Origin of the sequence: Nocardiopsis changdeensis (assembly GCF_018316655.1) — a bacterium.
Lineage (GTDB): Bacteria > Actinomycetota > Actinomycetes > Streptosporangiales > Streptosporangiaceae > Nocardiopsis > Nocardiopsis changdeensis.
The window spans coordinates 6,251,506-6,272,587 of sequence record NZ_CP074133.1; the positions used below are offsets into that span (position 1 = coordinate 6,251,506).

Sequence of the window (21,082 nt, forward strand, 5' to 3'; positions counted from 1 at the left end):
ACCGAGCGATCCCGAGTCTCCCCATGAGAAACCGCAAGCTGACGCCCTACGTGCTGGTGCTCCCGGCGTGGACCTGGTTGGCGCTGTTCTTCGTGGTCCCCATCGGCGGGATGCTGTCGCTGTCGCTGACCACGGGCAACGTGATCACCGGCTTCCAGCAGACCTTCGAGGTGGGCAACTACGCCGACGCCATCGGGACCTACTGGGAGCAGATCCTGCGCTCCCTGTTCTACGGCGGCTGCGCCACCCTGGTGTGCATCGCCGTCGGCTACCCGATGGCCTACTGGATCGCCTTCCGCGGCGGTGCCTACAAGTCCACGTACCTGCTGCTGCTCCTGCTGCCGTTCTTCGTGTCGTTCGTGCTGCGGACGATCTCGTGGCGGTTCTTCCTGTCGGACAACGGCGTGGTGCTGGGGCCCCTCAAGGACCTGGGGCTGCTCCCGGACGGGTTCGCGGTGCTCAACACGGCGCCCGCCGTGATCCTGGGGCTGGCCTACAACTTCCTGCCGTTCATGGTGCTGCCGATCTACGCCGTGCTGGAGCGGATGGACCCGCACCTGGTGGAGGCGGCGCACGACCTGTACTCGAACCGGCTGCGGGCGTTCGCGCACGTGATCCTGCCGGTGTCGCTGCCGGGCGTGTTCGCCGGCGTGCTGATGACCTTCATCCCGACCAGCGCCGACTACGTCAACGCGTCGGTGCTGGGCGGCACGCACAACACGATGATCGGCAACGTCATCCGGACCCAGTACCTGGTCAACAACAACTACCCGATCGCCGCGTCGATCACCTTCGTGCTCATGGGGCTGCTGCTCGTCGGCATCTTCAGCTACGCCAGGGCCCTGGGCACCGAACGGGTCATGGAGGTGCACACGTCGTGAGCGCCACGTTCGAGACCGAGGGCCGGACCGGCTCCGCGCCGCGGCCCCCCGCACCCGCGGTCCGGCGCCGGACCGACTGGGGCCGCTGGTACACGTGGGCCGTGCTGGCCTGGCTGTTCGCGCCGATCCTGTTCATGATCGTGTTCAGCTTCAACGACCCGGCCGGCCGGCACAACATCACCTGGCAGGGGTTCACCCTGGAGTGGTACGCGAACGCGTTCGCCTACCCCGACCTCAACGAGGCGATGTTCAACTCGGTGACCATCGCGCTGCTGACGATGGTCATCGCCGGGGCGCTGGGCACCCTGCTGGGGATCGCGCTGGGGCGGTTCACGTTCCGCGGCAAGCAGCTCACCAACCTGGTGATGTTCGCGGCGATCAGCGCTCCCGAGGTGGTGCTGGGCGCGGCCCTGCTGTCCACGTTCCTGATGCTGAACATCACCACCGGGTACTGGACGACGGTCATCGCGCACGTGATGTTCTGCGTGTCGTTCGTCGCCATCACGGTGCGGGCGCGGGTGATCACCCTGGACCCGAGCCTGGAGGAGGCCGCCCGCGACCTGGGCGCCGGGCCGTGGGAGACGTTCCGGCTGGTGACGCTGCCGATGCTGTTCCCCGCGGTGATGGCGGGCGGGCTGCTGGCGTTCGCCCTGTCCATCGACGACTACATCATCACCACGTTCGTGAGCGGCGACGTGAACACGTTCCCCCTGTGGATCTGGGGCGCCACGCGCGTCGGAATCCCCCCGCAGGTGAACGTCATGGGCACGCTGTTGTTCGCGGTCGGGCTCACCATGGCCGTCATCAACATCATCGCGGCCAGGCGCCGGGCCTGACGTCCGCCCCCGGGGCACCGGTCGGGCGCTCTCGCCCGGCCGGTGCCCCGTCCCGTATCCGAGTCCCTTTCCCACGACCGACGAAAAGTGTGTGATACCCATGGCCGACGCGGTCACCGCAGGGGCCCGCGAGGCGCTGAAGGGCGCCCGCCCCCGGGTCTTCTGGCTCGATCCCGACGTGCCCGGGCACGATGTGCCCGAGGCCGCCCCGGCGCTGGAGGGCGACGCCTTCGCCGACCTGGCCGTGGTCGGCGGAGGGTTCAGCGGGTTGTGGACGGCGCTCATCGCCAAGGAGCGCGACCCCGGCCGGGACGTGGTCCTGGTGGAGGCGCGCACCGCCGGGTGGGCGGCCTCCGGGCGCAACGGCGGGTTCTGCGCCGCCAGCCTCACCCACGGGTACGACAACGGCGCCGAGCGGTGGCCAGAGGAGATCGCGGAGCTGGAGCGCCAGGGGTACGCCAACCTGGACGCCATCGGCGAGGCGGTGGAGAAGTACGGGATCGACTGCGAGTTCGAGCGCACCGGCGAGCTGCTGGTGGCCACCGCGCCCTGGCAGGCCGAGGGGTTCGCGGAGTCCGCCGCGGCGATCACCGCCCTGGGGCACCGGGCCGAGGTGTGGGACGCCGCGCGGACCCGGGCCGAGATCGACTCCCCCACCTACGTGGGGGCGCTGTACGAGCCCGACGGGGTGGCGATGCTGCACCCCGCCAAGCTGGCCTGGGGGCTGCGGGCGGCGTGCCTGCGGCTGGGGGTGCGGATCTTCGAGAACACCCCGGTGCGGGCGATCCGGTCCACCCCGGCGGGGCTGCGGCTGGAGGCGCGCGGCGGGTCGGTGCACGCGCCCAGGGTGGCCTGGGGCACCGGTGCCTTCCCCGGGCCGCTGCGGCGGCTCAAGCACTACCTGGCCCCGGTGTACGACTACGCGCTGATGACCGAGCCGCTGAGCGGGGCGCAGATGGAGTCGCTGGGGTGGAGGGGCCGCCAGGGGGTGGGGGACGCGGCGAACTTCTTCCACTACTACCGGCTGACCGCGGACGACCGGATCCTGTGGGGCGGGTACGACGCGGTCCACCACTACGGCGGGAAGGTGCGGCCGGAGTACGACCAGCGGCCGGAGACGTTCCGGACGCTCGCCGAGCACTTCTTCGAGACGTTCCCGCAGCTGGCGGGGGTGCGCTTCACCCACTCCTGGGGCGGGGTGATCGACACGTGCAGCCGGTTCTCGGCGTTCTTCGGGACCGGGTACGGGGGCAGGCTGGCCTACGCCGCCGGGTACACCGGGCTGGGCGTGGGGGCGACGCGGTTCGGCGCCCAGGTGATGCTGGACCGGCTCGACGGGCTGGACACCGAGCGGACCCGGCTGCGGATGGTGCGGGAGAAGCCGCTGCCGTTCCCGCCCGAGCCGGTGCGCTCGATCGGCATCGGCCTGACGCTGCGGGCCACCGCCGCCGCCGACCGCAACGAGGGCAGGCGCAACCTGTGGCTGCGGACCCTGGACGCGCTGGGCATGGGCTTCGACAGCTGACGTTATGTGGCGGTTCGTGCGGCGTGTCGGGAAAAGGGTCGGTAGAGCGGGGTAAGGGATTGCCCGGGGCGGCGCGGCGTACGTGCCCCCACCCCGCGGTGGGACAGGATGGGTCCGGTCACGGGACGTCTCCCGTGCCAGCCCCCGCAGACCACCGCGCGGCCGCCCACCGGCCCGACACGTGAGGCTGCGCGGTGTCGGTCCGCTCCGGCCCGGGTGCGCCCGGGCCGGAGCACCGGACCGGAACGCGGCCCCCGGGGCACCGGCCGCCTGTGGAAGGCTCGTCGGCCGCAGGCCGTCCGTACGCGGGAAGGTCGTCGGCCGCAGGCCGTCCGTTGAAGGTGGCGGCGGGTGACGGGCGGGCGGTGGCGGGTGACGGGCGGTGGAAGGCGACGGTCCACCCCCGGCACCGGACCGGGGTGCGGCTAGTAGCCGCGCCAGGCGCCCTGGTGGTAGGCGATGATGCGCGGGTGCATGAGCGTGGACGCCTCGACCTCCCCGTCCTCGCGGCGGTCCCGCGGGAAGACCTGGGCGGCCTCCAGCAGGGCCTCGTCCAGGAAGCGCAGCGGCGGCGCGTCCTCGGGGATGTCCAGTTCCGGGGCGCTCCGCACGGACGTCAGGTAGAAGCCCCAGTTCCCGAACGAGGGCACGTCCACGTTGTAGGGGGTGCCGAACAGGCCCGCCTCCTCCAGGGAGCGGCCCACGCTCCAGTAGGCGTCCGGGGCGAAGAACGGCGACCCGGCCTGCACCACCATCCGCCCGCCGTCGGCCAGGGAGTGGCGGGCCAGGGAGTAGAACTCCACCGAGTACAGCTTGGACGGGCCCACGTCCTGGCCGTCGGGAAGGTCGGCGACGATCACGTCGAAGTCGCCGCGGTGTTCGCGCAGCCACTGGAAGGCGTCGGCGTTGACCACCTCCACCCGCGGGTCCCGGAAGGAGTCCTCGTTGAGCTCGGTGATGACCGGCTCGCTGGAGGCCAGCTCGATCACCGCCGGGTCCAGGTCCACCAGGGTCACCGACTCCACGTCCTCGTAGGCGAGGATCTCGCGCAGCGCCAGCCCGTCGCCCCCGCCCAGCACCAGGACGTCCTCGTGCGGGCCGGCCATCGCCGGGTGGATCAGCGCCTCGTGGTAGCGGTACTCGTCCAGGGTGGAGAACTGCAGGTCGCCGTTGAGGAACAGCCGGACGTCCCGGCCGTCGATCGAGCGGGTGAGCACGATCTCCTGGTAGGCGGTGCGCTCGGCGTGCACGATCGGGTCCCGGTACATGGCCTGGCGCGCGTCCACCTCGAACCGGTCGGCGTACAGGTACGCCAGGCCCAGGAAGCCGAGGATGAAGGCCAGGCCCACCGCCAGCCCCGCGTACGCGCGGCGCGACAGCTCGGCGCGGAACAGCCACAGCACCACGGCCATGCCCACCACCGCGTTGAGCGCGCCCACCGCCAGCGCGCCCTTGGGCAGGCCCAGCAGCGGCAGCAGCAGGAACGGGAACGCCAGACCGCCGATGAGGCCGCCCACGTAGTCGGCGGCGAAGAGGTCGGCGACCGCCTCCGACGCGTCCTGCCTGCGGATGCGCTGGATGAGCGTCATCAGCAGGGGGATCTCCATGCCGATGAGCACGCCGATGGCGAACGCCAGGAGCACCAGGGCGGGCTGGTAGGCGGAGAACCACGCGAACGCCCCGTACAGCAGCAGCACCGACAGGCCGCCCACCAGCGACAGCAGGCCCTCGATGACCGCGAACGACACGGCCGGGCTGCCCTGGAAGCGCTTGGACAGCAGCGACCCGATGCCCATGGCGAACACCATCACCGACAGGACCACGGAGGCCTGGGTGATGGTGTCGCCCAGCAGGTAGCTGCCGATGGCGACCAGGGCCAGTTCGTACACCAGGCCGCAGGCGGCGCAGACGAACACCGCGGTCAGGACGAGGAACCGGGCCACCCGCGGCGGTACCGGAAGTCGGGGCCGCTGCGGGGCCGGTGACTCGATCACGATGGGGTGCTGCTTTCTCTACGGGCGGGGCCGGACGGGCCCCGCGAGGGGGCGCGGCGCCGTCAGGTCAGTGCGGCGGCGACCACCGCCGCGATCGCGAGGTGGGCGGAGGCGCTCACCCAGGTCGCGGGGTGCGGTTCGGGGTTGCTGATCATGTGGGCGATCTTGGCCGGGATGAGCAGGTCGATGAGCACGAAGGACAGGGCCATCACGCCCAGGCCGATCAGCCCGTACACGGCGGTGGACAGCAGGCCGGCGCCCAGGCCGATCTCCGAGTCGCTGGAGAGGATGGCCGTGGTGACGATGACGGCCACGCCCAGGGTGTTGGCCGACACCAGGATGACCGCGTTGGGGTTGCGCTCCTCCCAGATGAGCTTGTGCAGCTTGCCCGGGGTGAGCAGGTCGATGAGCAGGTAGCCGACCGCGAGGACGACCACGCCGACCCCGGCGTAGGCGAGGGCCGCGAGGCTGTTGAAGAGGATCTCGTTCATTGTCCGGTCTCGTTAGGGGATGGGGGGTTCGGTTCTGGTCGGATGGGTCACTTGCCGAAGCCGCTGCCGCCGCCGCGGAAGCCGCTGCCTCCGCTGGAACCGCTGGAGCCGCCGCGGTAGCCGTCGTCGTACCTGCTGCTGGTCCCGCCGAAGAAGAAGAACCCGCCGCCCCCGGAGGTGCCGGAGGACGACTGCTCGCACTCGTCGTCGTCGTAGGCGGGGTCGGAGACGTAGTCGTCGTCGGGGCAGTAGGTGTTGTTGGAGCTGTTGTCGCAGGCCGCCAGCAGGATGAGCAGCAGCACGATACCGCCGATCACCACGAACAGCGTGACCACGGTCTTGTTGTTCTTCGCCGGCTCTGCGTGGCCGTGCTGGTGGGTCATCTGGTCTCTCCGCATGGGTGGGCGGACACGGTGGAGTGGGTGGTCACGAGTTCTCCGCTCTGGGGGTAGACGTGCCAGGTGCGCCAGTGGAGCGGGTTCCCGTCACCGTGTGCGCCACCGGGGTCCAGGTGCAGCGCGGTCACGGCCAACGGGTCGCCGGGGAAGGCGACGAGGAGGCCGCCGGGGTCGTCGGCGACCTCGCGGTGGAGGTCGTCGACCCGGCGGGCGAGTCCGGTGCGGGTGAGGTTCTCCACCCGCGAGTCGAACCGGTACCGGCCCGTCCCGTGGGAGCGCTCGGCACTGCCCGGCAGGGCGCCGTCCACTCCCGGCAGGCAGGCCACGGTCTCCACCAGGACGCCCGCCGCCGACGTGACGACGACCTGGTGGGAGGCGCCGAGCACGCGCAGCTCGACCCCGGTACCGCCGAACCGCAGGGAGCGGACGGCGAGGGGGTCGATCAACGGGTGCCCGAGCGCCCAGACCAGGTCGTCGGCCCGGGTGTCGACGAAGGGTGCGCTGATGCCGACTCGCATGGGGTGGATCAGCTCCCCGGGTAGATGGTGAAGGTGCCCTCGGCGACCTTGGTGCCGGTGCTGACCTCCCAGGGGCCGTGGTCGAAGCGCTCGAAGGAGAGCAGGCTGCCGTCCGCGGCCTCGTAGTCGGCGTAGTCGAAGCCGCCCTCGGCCTTGAGGCCGGTGGTGCCCTCGGAGCGGTAGGAGCCGCTGCCCTTCTCCTCGAGGTGGTAGGTGGTGCCCTCGAGTTCGATCTTCTTGCCGTGGGGGGTCAGGTCGAGGTCGGGGCGCCCGGTCCACAGGGCCATCTCCAGGTCGGGGTCCTCCTCGGTGGAGAGCCAGCGCTTGCCGCCCTCGACCTCCAGGAAGTGCTCGGCCCAGACGTAGCCGCCCTGGGACAGGCGCAGGGTGCCGCGGATCCAGGTGCGTTCGGTGCCCCAGTCGATCATGTCGCCGGCCTTGAGGCTCCGGGGGTCGCCGGAGGTGCTGTCCCCGGTGCCGGCGAAGGGGTCCTTGGGGGTGGGCGGGGGCTGCGGGGGCGGGGTGCTGCTGCGCCGCGCGGCGCGCACGGCGAGGGCGATGGCGGCGACCGCCACCGCAAGGGCGGCGATCACCAGGAGCACGATTTCGATGGCCACTGTTCCTCTTTCGCGTGGGGGGAGCCTCGTCATCGGCCCGACCCCGGGCCGGGCAATCCTACTGGCTGGTCAGACGCGTGCACCGGCCGGGAGGTTCCCGGCCGGATCCGGACACGCCGAAGAGGCCGCCCGTGTGCGCGGACGGCCTCCCGGAACACCCGATGGCCCGGCTAGCCGGCGGCGGGGTCCCCGGTCTCGGCGGGCAGGGAGTCGTCGCCGCCCCACAGGCTCCAGGAGCCGGGGTAGAGGCGGGGGGCGGTGTAGCCCGCGTGCTCCAGGGCGAGCAGGTCGTGGCAGGCGGTGACCCCGGACCCGCAGTAGGCGGTGATGGTGACGGCGTCGTCGGCGCCCAGGGCGGCGAAGCGCTCGCGCAGTTTCTCCGGGGCGGCCAGCAGGCCGTCGGGGCCGAGGTTGCCGGTCCACTCGGCGCTGCGGGCTCCGGGGACGTGGCCGGGCCGGGCGTCCACCGGCGCGGGCTGCTCACCGGTGTAGCGGCCGTACGCGCGGGCGTCGATGACCAGCTGGCCGGGCTCGCCCGCAGCGGCCCGGACGGTGTCGGTGTGCACGACCCGGTCGGCGGGCCAGTGCTGGGGGGTGCGGTGCGCGGGCTCGGCGACGTGCTCCCCCTCCTCCAGCGGCCCCGCCCAGGTCCGCAGGCCGCCGTCGAGGAACGCGGCGGGGGTGCCCAGGACGCGGAGCATCCAGACCAGGCGGGCGGCGACGGACCCCCCGGCGTCGTCGTAGACGACCACCCGGGAGTGGTCGCCGATGCCCAGGCGGCCCAGGGTGCGGGCGAAGTCGGCGGCGGCGGGGAGCGGGTGCCGCCCGCCCTCGGGGCTCGCCGGGGCGGCCAGGTCGGCGTCCACGTCGGCGAACACCGCTCCGGGGAGGTGTCCGGCGAGGTAGGCGTCGCGGCCGGAACGGCCGTCCAGGTACCACCGGGAGTCGACCACGACCACACGGTCGAGGTTCTCGTGGAGCCAGTCGGCCGAGACGGCCACCGGCAGGGGAAGGGGCTCTGACATGGGCCCAGGGTAGCGGTGGGGTCACGCCCGGGTCACGGCCCGGGCGGGGTCAGTCGCGGTCCAGGCGGTGCACGTGCAGGATCCACCACAGGCCCAGGGCGGGCAGGACCAGGGGGATGAAGAAGTAGCCGCTGCCGAACCCGGACCAGACGGTGTCGTCGGGGAAGACCCCGGGCAGGAGCAGGCTCGCCGCGCCCACGACCAGGACGCCGACCATCTCGACGCTGCACGAGACCAGGGCGACCCGGCGGGAGGTCCGCCCGGCGCGGGCCAGGCCGACGGCGGCGACGAGGTAGATCACCCCGGCGAGCACCGACAGCAGGTAGGCGACCGGGGCCTCGTCGAACCTGGTGGCCAGCTGGTAGGCGCCCCGCGCGGTGGCGGCGAGGGCGAACACGCCGTAGACGGCCACCAGCAGGCGGCCGGGGCCGGTGCGCAGGGTCTTCGCGGCGTCGGAGGCCGGGGCGGTGTCAGGCAACGGGGCTCCAGAGCTGTTCGAGGCGGACGAACAGGACGGGCAGGATCAGGCAGGCGAACGCGATGACGGCGGGGCCCCACTTGCTGCGCTCCATGAACCCCCACACGGCGCAGGCGGGCGGCAACAGGACCACGGTGGCCAGGTAGGAGACGAACATCGCCGTCTCGGCGGGCCGCTCCCCGCCCACCATGGCGGCGACGGTGGCCACGGCCTGGCCGATCACCAGCAGCCACAGGACCCCCATGCCGACCAGGTGCGGGACGAGCATGGGCTGGTCGCGGAAGGTCGACACGAGGCACCACCCGGCCATCGCCAGGGAAGCCATCTGAATGGTCATGGTCAGCCACTCGACCACGGCGCCTCCTCCCGCCCCTCCCGTCCGCCCAGGTGGGCGGCGCGTTCTACGACACACGGTAGTACGACCGGCGGACCGCACGGCACGGCCCTCCCCCGAACCGCTTCCGGGTGGGAGCGGGTTCCGCTACGGTGCGGGCATGAGCGCAGTCCGCGATGACACCGCGATGAAGCCCTCGGGGATCTGCCGGGCGGGACGCCACCGCTGGCGGCACGACCCGCCGGGCGGCAGGCGCCGGATGTGCGTGCACTGCCGGTCCATGTCGATGATCAACTACCCCTGCGGGGCCGACTGCCTGGAGTGCCACCCCGAGGAGGAGTCCTAGACCCTGTTCTTCGAACGCTCTCCTCTGCCGCCGGGGGTTCGTGAGCCGCCCGGCGGGGTTCTGGAGGTTCCGCAGGAGCGGTCCGGGGAACCAAGCGCGGCGGAGGTTCGAAAGAGCACGGCCTAGATCCTCTTGGTGAGGGGCAGCAGCAGGGCGTCGCGGACCTTGTTCCACTCCACCGCGGCCAGGCCGCCGACGCCCATGTCCTCCACGACCGCGCCGATGGAGCGCAGGTCGTACTCGTCGCCGAGCTCGCGGTCCCCGTCCCGCTGCTCGTGGACGAGCCCGGTGACGTAGCGGCGCAGCTCGTCGGAGCCGACGGCGGCGGCCGCCCGGGCCGCCTCGTGCCAGCGGGCGTCGTGGGGGATCCAGGAGGCCACGACCTCGGTGGGGGTGGGGTGGTAGTCCGTGCGCATAGCCGCAAGTTACCAAGGCCGGGCGGCCCCATCAGGGCTTTCCGTGGCGAAGGCCACCGGCTCCCGCGCGAACCGTTCGAGTACCGGACACCATCCGATGCGACGGTGAGGGTAGGGTCACAGGGCGGCCCCCAGCCCCGCCGCCCGCGTGCGGGCGGTGCACCCTCCGCACCGCGTGTGTTCCGTTCGAGGTACACGACGCATCCTTCCGCGGCGCACGCCGTCCCGCATCCGAGAACCGGAGCACTCACGATGTCCTACCCCAACGACCCGTCAGGTCCCCAGCCCCCGTACGGCGGTCAGCCCCCGGGCGGCCAGCCGCCCTACGGCCCTCCCGGCGGGCAGCCCCCGTACGGTCCCACCGGCGGCCAGCCGTCCTACGGGGACCACACCGGCGGTCAGCCGTCCTACGGCGCCCCGACCGGGGGCCAGCCCTCCTACGGGGACCCGTCCGGCGGCCAGCAGCCGTACGGCGGCCCCGGCGCGCCCTACGACCCGTACGGCTCGACGGGCGCCCCGCAGCAGAAGCAGGGCATGTCCACCGGCGCCAAGGTCGGCATCGGTGTGGGCGCGGGCTGCCTGGTCCTCGTCGTGATCGCGGTGGTGATCGTCGTGGTCATCGCGATGTCCTCCTCCGGCGGCGACGACAGCGGCACCACGACCACCTCCCCCACGACCGCGGAGACCACCGAGCCGGACGGCGGCGGCGAGGAGGGCGGCGGCGACGCCCCCGTCGAGGCCCCGGCCGAGGACGGTGTCACGCTGACGGCGACCAACGCCGGCACCGTGAGCGGCACCATCGACCCCAACGAGACCTACACGGCCCTCGACGTGACGTTCGTGAACAACTCCAGCGAGCCGCTGTCGATCAACCCGCTGTACTTCACCTTCATCCTGGACGACGGCACCGAGGTCGTCGACTGGGAGCTCTTCGCCGACATCACCCAGCTGGAGGCCGCGGACCTGGCGCCGGGCGACCAGGTCAGCGGCCAGGTCGCGGTCGCGGGCGAGGTGACCGTGGTCGAGGTGAGCTACGACCCCTCCTTCGGCATGGAGGAGCCGATCGTGGTGCCCGTCCAGTAGGGACGCTGCGCCCGCCCGGCAGGGGCGGGCGCGCACCACGGCGGCTTCGGGCCCCGGTCCGCGCGGCGCGCGGGGCGGGGCCCTCTACATGCCCAGGGCGGCCAGGGCGGTGACGGCGCCCAGCTCCCGGCAGGCGTCGCGGTCGGCCGCGGCCGGGGCCCCGGTGACGGAGACCGGCGGCCGGTGGCGGGCCCAGCCCATGCCCTTGGCGGCGCCCTCCACCGCGCGCACCGCCCCCGCGGTGTCGTCGTTGCCGTGCACGTACAGCGCGTAGGGCACGGAGCGGCCGGCCGACAGCGCCGGGTAGTAGACGAGGTCGAACCAGTACTTGAGGGCGCCCGACATGTACCCGATGTTGGCGGGCGTCCCCAGGACGACGGCGTCGGCCGACAGCGTGTCGGCGACCGAGGCCGCCAGCGCCGGCCGGGCGACGACCTCCACGCCCTCGATCTCGTCGTCGCGCGCCCCCTCCAGCACCGCGTCGAGCAGTTCCTGGGTGGCCGGGGAGACGGTGTGGTGAACGATGAGCAGTCGTGCCATGCCCTCACCCTAGGGGCGTCCGCCGGACGCCGGGGGTGTGGAGGGAAGTATGAAATCCTCCCCCGGAAAGCATGGAAACCTGGATTTTCCTCCAAATAGTTGCACCCCGAAAAAGGGACATCGGCCACCATCGGGTGTTTTTGCGAAATCGCGCAACACGGAGGAATCCTGTTCGCAAGGATGTCGGATATTGACCCGCCATTCCCCTCTCTCTATGGTGCGATTCTCATAGCGCACCGCCCCGCCGGCACCCCGCGTGCCAGCAGGGCATACGCGGACGCACCGACCGTTCCGGGCCGACCGCGACGGCCACGGAGGAACGAGGGAACCATGCCGCAGATCGTCCGTTCCGCACTCGTCCAGACCGAGTGGACCGGCGACACCGATTCCATGCTCGCCGCCCACGAGAAATACGCGCGCGACGCCGCCGCCCAGGGGGCGCGCGTCATCGGCTTCCAGGAGGTGTTCAACGCCCCCTACTTCTGCCAGGTCCAGGAGGCCGAGCACTACCGGTGGGCCGAGAGCGTCCCCGACGGGCCCACCGTCACCCGCTTCCGGGAGCTGGCCCGGGAGCTCAACATGGTGATGGTGCTGCCCGTGTTCGAGGTCGAGAAGCCCGGGTTCTACTACAACACCGCCGCCGTCATCGACGCCGACGGCACCTACCTGGGCAAGTACCGCAAGCACCACATCCCGCAGGTCAAGGGGTTCTGGGAGAAGTACTACTTCCGCCCCGGCAACCTGGGCTGGCCGGTCTTCGACACCGCCGTCGGCCGCGTGGGCGTCTACATCTGCTACGACCGCCACTTCCCGGAGGGCTGGCGGGCGCTCGGGCTGGCCGGGGCGCAGCTGGTGTACAACCCGTCGGCGACCAGCCGGGGCCTGTCCGCGTACCTGTGGAAGCTGGAGCAGCCCGCCGCCGCGGTCGCCAACGAGTACTTCGTCGCCGCCATCAACCGGGTGGGCCGGGAGAAGTACGGCGACAACGACTTCTACGGCACCAGCTACTTCGTGGACCCGCGCGGGCGGTTCGTCGGCGAGGTCGCCTCCGACACCGCGCCCGAGCTGGTCGTGCGCGACCTCGACTTCGACCTGATCGACGAGGTCCGCACCCAGTGGGCCTTCTACCGCGACCGCCGCCCGGACGCCTACGGGCCCCTGGTCGAGGGTTAGGGGACGCCATGGGACGCACCCTCATCACCGGCGGCCTGGTCGTCACCGCCGCCGACGAACTGGAGGCCGACGTCCTCGTCGAGGACGGGACGGTGGCCGCCCTGGCGCTGCGCGGCGGCGACACCGCCCGCTCCTGGGCGGAGAGCGGCGCCGAGGTCATCGACGCCGCCGGGCACTACGTCATCCCGGGCGGGGTGGACGCGCACACCCACATGGAGCTGCCGTTCGGCGGCACCTTCGCCTCCGACACCTTCGAGACCGGGACCCGGGCGGCCGCCTGGGGCGGCACCACCACCATCATCGACTTCGCGGTGCAGAGCCCGGGCCGGCCGGTGCGTGCCGGGGTGGACGCCTGGATGGCCAAGGCCGAGGGCAACTGCGCGATCGACTACGGGTTCCACGCGATCCTGTCCGACGTCAACGAGTCGTCGCTGAAGGAGATGGACGCCCTCGTGGACGAGGGCATCACCTCGTTCAAGATGTTCATGGCCTACCCGGGCGTGTTCTACAGCGACGACGGGCAGATCCTGCGGGCCATGCAGCGCGGCGCCGCCAACGGCGCGCTGACCATGATGCACGCCGAGAACGGAATCGCCATCGACGTGCTCGTCGAGCAGGCACTGGCGGCCGGCCGGACCGACCCCCGCTACCACGGCGAGGTCCGCAAGGCCCTGCTGGAGTCGGAGGCCACCCACCGCGCCATCCAGCTGGCCCGGGTGGCCGGGGCCCCGCTGTACGTGGTGCACGTGTCGGCGGGCGAGGCGGTCCAGGAGCTGGCCCGCGCGCGCGACATGGGGCTCAACGTGTTCGGCGAGACCTGTCCGCAGTACCTGTTCCTGTCCGCGGACGACCTGGCCCGGCCCGGCTTCGAGGGCGCCAAGTACGTGTGCTCGACCCCGCTGCGGCCCGAGGAGCACCAGGAGCTGCTGTGGCGGGCGCTGCGGACCAACGACCTGTCCGTGGTCTCCACCGACCACTGCCCGTTCTGCTTCACCGGGCAGAAGGAGCTGGGCCGGGGCGACTTCTCCAAGATCCCCAACGGCCTGCCCGGGGTGGAGAACCGGATGGACCTGCTGCACCAGGCGGTCGTGGACGGCCACATCGACCGCCGCCGGTGGATCGAGCTGGCCTGCGCCACCCCGGCGCGCATGTTCGGGCTCTACCCGCGCAAGGGCACCATCGCCCCGGGCGCCGACGCCGACATCGTGGTCTACGACCCCAACGCCGAGCACGTCATCTCTGCACAGACCCACCACATGAACGTGGACTACTCCGCGTACGAGGGCAGGCGGGTGACGGGCCGGGCCCGCACCGTGCTCTCCCGCGGCCGGGTCGTCGTGGACGGCGGCGAGTACCTCGGCGCGGCCGGGCACGGCCGCTACCTGTCCCGCGGCACCTGCCAGTACCTGATCTGAGATCTGAGAGGAGAGCACATGGACATCGGACTCGTCCTCCAGACCGACCCGCCCGCCGACCTTCTGGTGGACCGGATGGCGCGGGCCGACCGGCTCGGCTTCACCCACGGGTGGACGTTCGACTCGGTGGTGCTGTGGCAGGAGCCGTTCGTCATCTACAGCCGCGTCCTGGAGCGCACCGAGAACCTCGTGGTGGGTCCGATGGTGACCAACCCGGGCACCCGCACCTGGGAGGTCACGGCCTCCCTGTTCGCGACCCTGAACGACATGTTCGGCAACCGGACGGTGTGCGGGATCGGCCGCGGCGACTCCGCGATGCGGGTGGCCGGGCGCAGCCCCGCCACACTGGCCCGTCTCTCCAGGGCCATGACCGCGATCAAGGACCTGGCCGAGGGCCGGGAGGCGGACGTGGACGGGGCGTCCTTCCGCCTCCCGTGGGTGCGCGACGGGTCGCTGCCGGTCTGGATGGGCGCCTACGGCCCCAAGGCCCTGGAGCTGGTGGGGCGGCAGGCCGACGGGTTCATCCTCCAGCTGGCCGACCCGTACCTGACGGAGTGGATGGTCAAGGCCGTGCGGGCGGCCGCGGCCGACGCGGGCCGCGACCCCGCGGAGATCACGGTGTGCGTGGCCGCACCGGCCTACGTCACCGACGGGTCGGCGCGGGGCCTGGCGCACGCGCGCGAGCAGTGCCGCTGGTTCGGCGGGATGGTGGGCAACCACGTCGCCGACCTGGTGGCGCGGTACGGGCACACGGGGGCGGTCCCCCAGGAGCTGACCGACTACATCGAGGCCCGGCAGGGCTACGACTACAGCCACCACGGCCGGGCGGACAACCCCGACACCGCGTTCGTCCCCGACAGCGTGGTGGACCGGTTCTGCCTGCTGGGCCCGGTGAAGGAGCACGTGGCCAAGCTGGAGCGGCTGCGCGCGGTGGGCGTGGACCAGTTCGCGGTCTACGCGATGCACGACGACGTGGACGGGGTCATCGACGCCTACGGGCGCGACGTGGTCCCCGCCGTGTCCGGGATCTGACCCGGCCGGAACACGGAAGTCACACGGGGCGCGCACACTGCCGGGACGGGTGCGGCGGCGGCCACCACCGGCCGCCGCCGCACCCGCGGTGACGTGCGAGGATGTTCGACGGCCCGAAACGGGTCCGCGACCCCCGCACGCCCCGCCGCGCCCACTCCCCGATCCCCCGTACCACCGAAGAATCAGGTGCCCCGTGACCCAAGCCCCACCCTCCCCGGAACCGAGAGCCGTCACCCACCCCGACGGCCGCGTCTCCCTGGCCGAGGGCGTGTCCATGCCCGAGAGCCCCTACGTCAACGAGGACCTCCAGCCGGTGCCGATGTCCCGGCGCACCTGGGGCACCGGCAGCTTCACCGCCCTGTGGGTGAGCATGTCGGTGAGCATCCCCGCCTGGACCCTGGCCAGCGGCCTGATCGCCGCGGGCATGGACTGGCGCCAGGCGATCCTGTGCGTGGTCCTGGGCAACGTCATCGTGCTGCTGCCGATGGTGCTGACCGGCCACGCGGGCGCCAAGTACGGCATCCCCTTCCCGGTGTTCGCCCGCGCCTCCTTCGGCCTGCGCGGCGCCAACCTCCCGGCGCTGCTGCGCGGCGCCGTCGCCTGCGGCTGGTTCGGCATCCAGACCTGGGTGGGCGGCCAGGGCGTGCACGTGCTCGCCGGTCGGCTGTTCGGCGAGGGCTGGCTGGACGCCGCCGCGATCGGCGGCAACCCGTGGACCCTGTGGCTGTCCTTCGCCGTCTTCTGGGTGGCCCAGGTGGCCATCGTCCTGTGGGGCATGGAGGGCGTCCGCAGGGTGCAGGTGTGGGCGGCCCCGCTGATGATCGTCGGCGGTGTGGCCCTGCTGGTGTGGATGGCCGCGGAGGCCGGCGGCCCGGGCGTCATGCTCGCGGGCGACCCGGACGGCCTGGACTGGGGCCCGTCGTTCTGGGCCCTGTTCTTCCCCTCGCTCATGGGCGTCATCGGCTACTGGGCGACGCTGACCCTGAACATCAGCGACTTCACCCGGTTCTCCGACTCCCAGCGCGCACAGGTGCTGGGCCAGTCGCTGGGCCTGCCCACCACGATGACGCTGTTCTCGCTGCTGGCCGTCATGGTGACGGCGGGCACCGCCGCCGTGTACGGCGAGCCGCTGTGGAACCCGATCGACATCGTGGCGCAGATGGGCAGCGGCCTGGGCCTGCTGTTCGCGATCTTCATCGTGCTGCTGGCGACGGTGTCCACCAACATCGCCGCGAACCTGGTGGGCCCGGCCTACGACCTGGCCAACCTGGCGCCGCGCCTGATCGGTTTCCGCACCGGGGCGATCATCACCTGCTTCCTGGGCGTGCTCATCTTCCCGTGGAAGCTGCTGGAGAACGAGAGCGTCTACATCTTCACCTGGCTGGGCACCGTCGGCGGCGTCCTGGGCACGGTGGCGGGCATCCTGCTCGCCGACTACTGGCTGGTGCACCGGACCCGGCTGGACCTGCCCGGCCTGTACCGGCGCGGGTCGCGGTACTGGTACGGCGGCGGCTGGAACTGGCGGGCGCTGGTCGCGTTCGGCGTCGGCACCCTGCTGGCCGTGGGCGGCTCCTACTCGGGCGTGGACGCGGAGACCGGCGCCAGGCTCGGCCCGTTCCCGGAGGACGGGCTGATCCCGCTGCTGTCCCCGCTGGCCGACTACGGCTGGGTCGTCGGCCTGGTGGTGTCCTTCCTCCTGTACTGGGTGCTGAACCTGGTGGCGCCGGTCCGCGCCGCGGACGGCGGTGAGGCCGCGGCCGCCGGGGGCGACGACCGGCCGGAGCAGGGCGAACCGGAGAAGGCGGGCGCCTGACCCGCCCGGGGCACCGCCCCGATCCGCTCCCGCGGGGGCCGCACCGAACGGTGCGGCCCCCGCGCCGTTCCGGGCCGCCGGGTCCGGTGCCGCCGTGTTCCGTGCCACCGTTTGCCGTGCCGCCGTCTTCCGTGTCACCGTGACGTGGAACATGTGTTACCCGGTCGTGACCAGTACCCGGGCGCGGGTACCGTCGAAAACCAGAATGTCCTCTCCGGCATCAGACCAGGTCAACAGGGTTCTCTTTGGCCAGCGCCCGGCGGGGGCCACTCGGCGCGACGAAAACCTCCTACGGATGCGGTCAACCCACCGACAGGGATCTTCGTCCCATTCACACCGGAACCCGAACAACGGGTTAAGGCGATAGAAACAGTGAACCGATCTATGACGAACGGCGCACGCACCCTTCAAGGGTGACCCCGCGCCCCTCGACCTCTCGTGCCCGGAACCCGCACGTTTCCCCCAAGGTCGGGCATTACATCCCCCAACTCTTCGCGAAGAGGGAGACGACCTTGCCTGAGAGCAGTACCTTTCCACGGCCGGCGCCCGCCACAAGGACGGTCGCGGTCGTCCTGGCCGGCGGCAGCGGCCAGCGCATCGGCCTGGCGACGCCCAAGCAGCTCCTGAAGATCGCCGGGAAGACGATCCTGGAGCACACGCTCGACGTCTTCGAGCAGGCCCCGCGCGTGGACGAGGTCATCGTGATGATGAACCCCGGCTTCGTCAACGACGCCGAGGCCATCGTGCGCAAGGCCGGGTTCACGAAGGTGACCCGGGTGCTGCCGGGCGGGACCTCCCGCAACGCCACCACCCAGCTCGCCCTGGACGCCCTGTCGCACCTGCCCGCCGACACCACCAACCTGCTGTTCCACGACGCGGTCCGGCCCCTGCTGTCCCAGCGGGTCATCGACGACTGCGTCACCGCCCTGGACACCTACCGGGCCGTGGACGTGGCGATCCCCTCCTCGGACACCGTCATCGAGGTGGACGACGACGTCATCACCGACGTCCCCACCCGCGCCCGGCTGCGCCGCGGCCAGACCCCGCAGGGCTTCCGGATGTCCGCCATCCGCGACGCCTACGAGCGCGCCTGGGCCGACCCGGGCTTCGAGGCCACCGACGACTGCACCGTCGTCCTGCGCTACTCCCCCGGCACCCCGATCCACGTGGTCGCCGGCGAGGAGCAGAACATGAAGGTGACCCAGCCGGTCGACATCTTCATCGCCGACAAGCTCTTCCAGCTCTCCTCGGCGGACACCCCCGAGTTCACCGACCAGGACCGCGACCGGCTGCTCGGCGGGCGGACCGTGGTGGTCTTCGGCGGCAGCCACGGCATCGGCGCCGAGGTCGCCGACCTGGCGGAGAAGCACGGTGCCCGGGTCTTCCGCTACTCGCGCAGCGCCACCCGCACCGACGTGGCCGACCCCGCGCAGGTCGCCGCCGCCCTGGAGCAGGCGCACAGCGCCACCGGCCGCATCGACCATGTGGTCAACACCGCCGGGGTGCTGCGCATCGGACGGCTGGACGCCACCGGCCCGGAGGCGATCGAGGAGGCGCTGCGGGTCAACTACCTGGCCCCGGTGCACATCGCCCGGGCGGCCTTCCCGTACCTCGCCCAGACCAAGGGCCAGCTGCTCCTGTACACCTCCAGCTCCTACACCCGGGGCCGGGCCGAGTACAGCCTGTACTCCTCCACCAAGGCCGCCACGGTCAACCTGACCCAGGCCCTGGCCGACGAGTGGTCCGAGGACGGCGTGCGCATCAACTGCATCAACCCCGAGCGCACCCGTACTCCGATGCGGGTGAAGGCCTTCGGCGAGGAACCGGCCGGGACGCTGCTCAGCGCCGAGAAGGTGGCCCGCACCTCCCTGGACGTGCTGCTGTCCGACCTCACCGGCCACGTCGTCGACGTCCGCCGCGAGGACCCGGTGGCCGCCGCCCGGGCGCGCGGGACGGAGGAGGCGAAGTGAACCGGCTCCGCCATCTGGGGGTGAACGGCACCGCGCTGGCCGTCCTTGCGGCCATGGGGCTCTCCTTCCTGCTCCAGGCCGTCGAGGTGGCCATGGCACAGGTCTGGGTGTTCGGGGTGCTGACCCTGGTCCTGTACACCACCGAGTGGCTCGTCGCCCAGCGCGTCACCGTGCTGACCAAGGTGCTCAGCCGCATCCGGGTGGGGCTCACCGTGCGGATGCTGCTGCGGCAGATCCTCCTGATCGCGCTGTACGTGTCCGTGGGGGCGATCGGCACCACGGCCTACTGGTCGACGTTCGCAGGGCTGGCCGCGTTCTTCGTGCTGTCCCTGGGCTACGACCTGATGCGGATGCAGATCCTGCGCCGCTCCCGGCTGCCGGTGCGGACCCGCAACCTGGACCTGTCGGCGCTGAACCTGCCGCAGGTCCCCCGGTTCGTGCGCGAGCTGCCGATGAACCGCGTGTTCCTCGCCGACTTCGCCCTGGTGGCGGGCGGTGTGGCGCACCTGGCCGGCGGACCGGAATGGCTCGCGGTCGGCGGTGCCGCGCTGAGCGCGGGCGCCGTCCTGGTACTGGCGCTGGCCACCGTGCCGACGCTCTTGGCGCACCTGCGCTTCCCCTCCGACGCCGAGGTCATCGAGGAGGTCAACGAGCGGCTGCGCGCGTACCGGCCCGAGGTGGTCCTGTACTTCACGTTCGGCGTGGGCAGCCAGAACGGCGTCTACCAGGCCAACATGTGGCTGGAGGCGGTGGAGCGGCTGGACCGGCGGGCCCTGGTGGTGTTCCGCGAGCACGCCAACCTGCCGCACCTGGAGCCGACCCCGCTGCCGGTCGTGTGCGTCCCGCGCGCAGACGACCTGGCCGCCCTGGACCTGTCCACGGTGCGGGTGGCCCTGTACCCGGGCAACGCGGGCAAGAACATCCACCTGGTGCAGCGCGCCGAGATCAAGCACGTGTTCGTCGGGCACGGCGACAGCGACAAGCTGCCGAGCAGCAACCGGGTCAGCCGGATCTTCGACGAGATCTGGGTGGCCGGTCGCGGCGGGCGCGAGCGCTACCGCAGGGTCCGGCACGCCATCGACGACCGCGACGTGGTGGAGGTGGGCCGCCCCCAGCTGGACGTGGTCAAGGGCCCGAGGTCGGCGGCCGAGCGGTCGGTGCCCACCGTGATCTACGCGCCCACCTGGGAGGGCGTGGACGACAACAACTACCTGACCTCGGCCGACACCGTCGGCGTGGAGCTGGTGGAGCGGCTGCTGGCCGACGGCGGACCGGTCCGGCTCATCTACAAGCCGCACCCGCTGCTGGGCAAGCGGTCCCCGCGCGCCGCGGAGGCGCACCGGCGGATCGTGGAGGCGATCACCGCGCACAACCGCGGCCTGGACCCGGTGACCCCGGAGGCCGAGCGGCGGCTGGCGGAGCTGCGGGCGCGGATCGAGCACTTCCGGCAGGAGTCCTCGGAGCGGAACCTGACCCCGGGCGACCTGGCCGGGTACCGGGACCTGCTGCGGCAGTGGCACGACCTGTACTGGACCTCCTCCGGACCGCTGCGCCACCACGTGGTCACCGACCCGTTCCCGACCCTGTTCTCGTGCTTCAACGAGTCGGACGCGATGGTCAGCGACATCTCCAGCGTGGTGGCCGACTTCATCGCCAGCGGCAAGCCCTACGCCATCGCGGACCTGTGGGACACCTCCGACGACGAGTTCCGCGCACAGTACCCGTCCGCGGGGGCCGGGTACCTGCTGCGCCCCGGCCTGGCCGGGCTGGACGAGGTCCTGGCGGCCGCCCGGGAACCGGCGGGCGACGCCATGGCCCGCCGCCGGGAGATCCTCAAGGAGTACCTGCTGGGACCGGACGAGCCGGACTCCCAGACCCGGTTCTCCGCGGCCGTGGACGCCCTCTACGAGCGGGGCCTGCGGGACTTCCCGCTCGGCACCTTCGCCGAGCCGATCCCGGCCGACCCGTTCCGCGGGGAGGAACCGGACGGGCCCGAAGGCGCCGCGCTCCCGGTCAACGTCCCCGACACGGAGAGAACGGTCTGAGACCCGTCCCTGGACCATGAGGAAGGGGCCGCGCGAACCATGCGCGGCCCCTTTCGCGTGTCCGGGCAACGTCCACTTATGACCTGATCGTCACCTGAACCGGTCCGTGAGTCATCTAACCCACAAACCACAGGTAAACCCCATATCCTGTT

At 71.9% G+C, this 21,082-nt stretch carries 21 protein-coding genes; 11 read left to right on the plus strand and 10 right to left on the minus strand.

Translation table 11 applies throughout. The annotated features are described in order from the left end of the window. The first annotated feature begins 23 nt into the window (after positions 1-23). From KGD84_RS28020 to KGD84_RS28030, 3 genes are all read left to right on the plus strand, one after another. Positions 24-881 (plus strand): ABC transporter permease, encoded by an 858-nt coding sequence (locus KGD84_RS28020; protein ID WP_220563336.1) that lies wholly within the window; start codon positions 24-26, stop codon positions 879-881. Then, positions 878-1,717, plus strand: coding sequence for an ABC transporter permease (locus KGD84_RS28025; RefSeq protein ID WP_220563337.1), 840 nt, complete (start codon positions 878-880; stop codon positions 1,715-1,717). Before KGD84_RS28020 ends, KGD84_RS28025 begins: the two co-directional genes overlap by 4 nt. 100 nt (positions 1,718-1,817) lie before the next feature. Next, positions 1,818-3,242, plus strand: coding sequence for an NAD(P)/FAD-dependent oxidoreductase (locus tag KGD84_RS28030; RefSeq protein WP_220563338.1), 1,425 nt, complete (start codon positions 1,818-1,820; stop codon positions 3,240-3,242). Between the two features lie 425 nt (positions 3,243-3,667). Here the strand turns inward: KGD84_RS28030 and KGD84_RS28035 are convergent, their stop codons facing one another. The 8 genes from KGD84_RS28035 to KGD84_RS28070 all read right to left on the minus strand — a co-directional run bounded on the left by KGD84_RS28035 (position 3,668) and on the right by KGD84_RS28070 (position 9,118). Beyond that, positions 3,668-5,236: a polyamine aminopropyltransferase gene (locus KGD84_RS28035; protein WP_220563339.1), complete on the minus strand. Its 1,569-nt coding sequence runs from the start codon at positions 5,234-5,236 to the stop codon at positions 3,668-3,670. Between the two features lie 62 nt (positions 5,237-5,298). Continuing rightward, positions 5,299-5,727 carry a DUF350 domain-containing protein gene (locus tag KGD84_RS28040; RefSeq protein ID WP_220563340.1) on the minus strand — a complete coding sequence of 143 codons (429 nt, stop codon included), beginning with the start codon at positions 5,725-5,727 and terminating at the stop codon, positions 5,299-5,301. Between the two features lie 47 nt (positions 5,728-5,774). Next, on the minus strand, positions 5,775-6,110 hold the full coding sequence (locus KGD84_RS28045; RefSeq protein WP_220563341.1) for a hypothetical protein: 336 nt from the start codon (positions 6,108-6,110) through the stop codon (positions 5,775-5,777). Then, on the minus strand, positions 6,107-6,643 hold the full coding sequence (locus tag KGD84_RS28050; protein WP_220563342.1) for a DUF2617 family protein: 537 nt from the start codon (positions 6,641-6,643) through the stop codon (positions 6,107-6,109). The genes KGD84_RS28045 and KGD84_RS28050 overlap by 4 nt, the downstream gene beginning before the upstream one ends. Before the next feature lie 8 nt (positions 6,644-6,651). After that, positions 6,652-7,203: a DUF4178 domain-containing protein gene (locus tag KGD84_RS28055; protein WP_370634668.1), complete on the minus strand. Its 552-nt coding sequence runs from the start codon at positions 7,201-7,203 to the stop codon at positions 6,652-6,654. Positions 7,204-7,430: 227 nt separating this feature from the next. After that, on the minus strand, positions 7,431-8,285 hold the full coding sequence (locus tag KGD84_RS28060) for a sulfurtransferase (RefSeq protein ID WP_220563344.1): 855 nt from the start codon (positions 8,283-8,285) through the stop codon (positions 7,431-7,433). Positions 8,286-8,334: 49 nt separating this feature from the next. Further along, positions 8,335-8,763: a hypothetical protein gene (locus tag KGD84_RS28065; protein ID WP_220563345.1), complete on the minus strand. Its 429-nt coding sequence runs from the start codon at positions 8,761-8,763 to the stop codon at positions 8,335-8,337. Continuing rightward, the gene (locus KGD84_RS28070; protein WP_220563346.1) at positions 8,756-9,118 is read right to left on the minus strand and encodes a hypothetical protein; all 363 of its coding nucleotides are present in this window, start codon (positions 9,116-9,118) and stop codon (positions 8,756-8,758) included. The genes KGD84_RS28065 and KGD84_RS28070 overlap by 8 nt, the downstream gene beginning before the upstream one ends. Positions 9,119-9,257: 139 nt before the next feature. Between KGD84_RS28070 and KGD84_RS28075 the strand changes: the two genes are divergently transcribed. Beyond that, positions 9,258-9,443, plus strand: coding sequence for a hypothetical protein (locus KGD84_RS28075; protein WP_220563347.1), 186 nt, complete (start codon positions 9,258-9,260; stop codon positions 9,441-9,443). Positions 9,444-9,565: 122 nt separating this feature from the next. On the opposite strand, the gene KGD84_RS28080 is transcribed toward KGD84_RS28075, so the two are convergent. Then, complete coding sequence (locus KGD84_RS28080) at positions 9,566-9,859, minus strand: hypothetical protein (protein ID WP_220563348.1); 294 nt, start codon at positions 9,857-9,859, stop codon at positions 9,566-9,568. A gap of 252 nt (positions 9,860-10,111) precedes the next feature. On the opposite strand from KGD84_RS28080, the gene KGD84_RS28085 reads away from it, so the two are divergent. Next, the gene (locus tag KGD84_RS28085) at positions 10,112-10,942 is read left to right on the plus strand and encodes a DUF4354 family protein (RefSeq protein WP_220563349.1); all 831 of its coding nucleotides are present in this window, start codon (positions 10,112-10,114) and stop codon (positions 10,940-10,942) included. Positions 10,943-11,026: 84 nt separating this feature from the next. On the opposite strand, the gene KGD84_RS28090 is transcribed toward KGD84_RS28085, so the two are convergent. After that, positions 11,027-11,482, minus strand: coding sequence for a flavodoxin family protein (locus tag KGD84_RS28090; RefSeq protein WP_220563350.1), 456 nt, complete (start codon positions 11,480-11,482; stop codon positions 11,027-11,029). 330 nt (positions 11,483-11,812) lie between these two features. Between KGD84_RS28090 and KGD84_RS28095 the strand changes: the two genes are divergently transcribed. From KGD84_RS28095 to KGD84_RS28120, 6 genes are all read left to right on the plus strand, one after another. Next, positions 11,813-12,655, plus strand: coding sequence for a nitrilase-related carbon-nitrogen hydrolase (locus KGD84_RS28095; protein WP_220563351.1), 843 nt, complete (start codon positions 11,813-11,815; stop codon positions 12,653-12,655). 8 nt (positions 12,656-12,663) lie between these two features. Further along, positions 12,664-14,070, plus strand: a complete 1,407-nt coding sequence (gene hydA, locus KGD84_RS28100) for a dihydropyrimidinase (protein ID WP_220563352.1) — start codon at positions 12,664-12,666, stop codon at positions 14,068-14,070. Positions 14,071-14,088: 18 nt separating this feature from the next. Then, the gene (locus KGD84_RS28105) at positions 14,089-15,102 is read left to right on the plus strand and encodes a TIGR03842 family LLM class F420-dependent oxidoreductase (RefSeq protein ID WP_220563353.1); all 1,014 of its coding nucleotides are present in this window, start codon (positions 14,089-14,091) and stop codon (positions 15,100-15,102) included. Positions 15,103-15,295: 193 nt separating this feature from the next. Continuing rightward, the gene (locus KGD84_RS28110; RefSeq protein WP_220563354.1) at positions 15,296-16,915 is read left to right on the plus strand and encodes an NCS1 family nucleobase:cation symporter-1; all 1,620 of its coding nucleotides are present in this window, start codon (positions 15,296-15,298) and stop codon (positions 16,913-16,915) included. A gap of 512 nt (positions 16,916-17,427) precedes the next feature. Then, positions 17,428-18,885: a bifunctional cytidylyltransferase/SDR family oxidoreductase gene (locus tag KGD84_RS28115; protein WP_220563355.1), complete on the plus strand. Its 1,458-nt coding sequence runs from the start codon at positions 17,428-17,430 to the stop codon at positions 18,883-18,885. Continuing rightward, positions 18,882-20,930, plus strand: a complete 2,049-nt coding sequence (locus tag KGD84_RS28120) for a glycerophosphotransferase (protein ID WP_220563356.1) — start codon at positions 18,882-18,884, stop codon at positions 20,928-20,930. Before KGD84_RS28115 ends, KGD84_RS28120 begins: the two co-directional genes overlap by 4 nt. Positions 20,931-21,082 lie beyond the last annotated feature (152 nt).

Excerpts from the sequence above, each read along its gene's own strand:
- KGD84_RS28050 (WP_220563342.1), bottom strand. The coding sequence starts at position 6,643 with ATGCGAGTCGGCATCAGCGCACCCTTCGTCGACACCCGGGCCGACGAC.
- KGD84_RS28105 (WP_220563353.1), top strand. The coding sequence starts at position 14,089 with ATGGACATCGGACTCGTCCTCCAGACCGACCCGCCCGCCGACCTTCTG.
- KGD84_RS28090 (WP_220563350.1), bottom strand. The coding sequence starts at position 11,482 with ATGGCACGACTGCTCATCGTTCACCACACCGTCTCCCCGGCCACCCAG.
- KGD84_RS28045 (WP_220563341.1), bottom strand. The coding sequence starts at position 6,110 with ATGACCCACCAGCACGGCCACGCAGAGCCGGCGAAGAACAACAAGACC.
- KGD84_RS28020 (WP_220563336.1), top strand. The coding sequence starts at position 24 with ATGAGAAACCGCAAGCTGACGCCCTACGTGCTGGTGCTCCCGGCGTGG.
- KGD84_RS28040 (WP_220563340.1), bottom strand. The coding sequence starts at position 5,727 with ATGAACGAGATCCTCTTCAACAGCCTCGCGGCCCTCGCCTACGCCGGG.
- KGD84_RS28075 (WP_220563347.1), top strand. The coding sequence starts at position 9,258 with ATGAGCGCAGTCCGCGATGACACCGCGATGAAGCCCTCGGGGATCTGC.
- hydA (WP_220563352.1), top strand. The coding sequence starts at position 12,664 with ATGGGACGCACCCTCATCACCGGCGGCCTGGTCGTCACCGCCGCCGAC.
- KGD84_RS28095 (WP_220563351.1), top strand. The coding sequence starts at position 11,813 with ATGCCGCAGATCGTCCGTTCCGCACTCGTCCAGACCGAGTGGACCGGC.
- KGD84_RS28085 (WP_220563349.1), top strand. The coding sequence starts at position 10,112 with ATGTCCTACCCCAACGACCCGTCAGGTCCCCAGCCCCCGTACGGCGGT.
- KGD84_RS28080 (WP_220563348.1), bottom strand. The coding sequence starts at position 9,859 with ATGCGCACGGACTACCACCCCACCCCCACCGAGGTCGTGGCCTCCTGG.
- KGD84_RS28060 (WP_220563344.1), bottom strand. The coding sequence starts at position 8,285 with ATGTCAGAGCCCCTTCCCCTGCCGGTGGCCGTCTCGGCCGACTGGCTC.
- KGD84_RS28030 (WP_220563338.1), top strand. The coding sequence starts at position 1,818 with ATGGCCGACGCGGTCACCGCAGGGGCCCGCGAGGCGCTGAAGGGCGCC.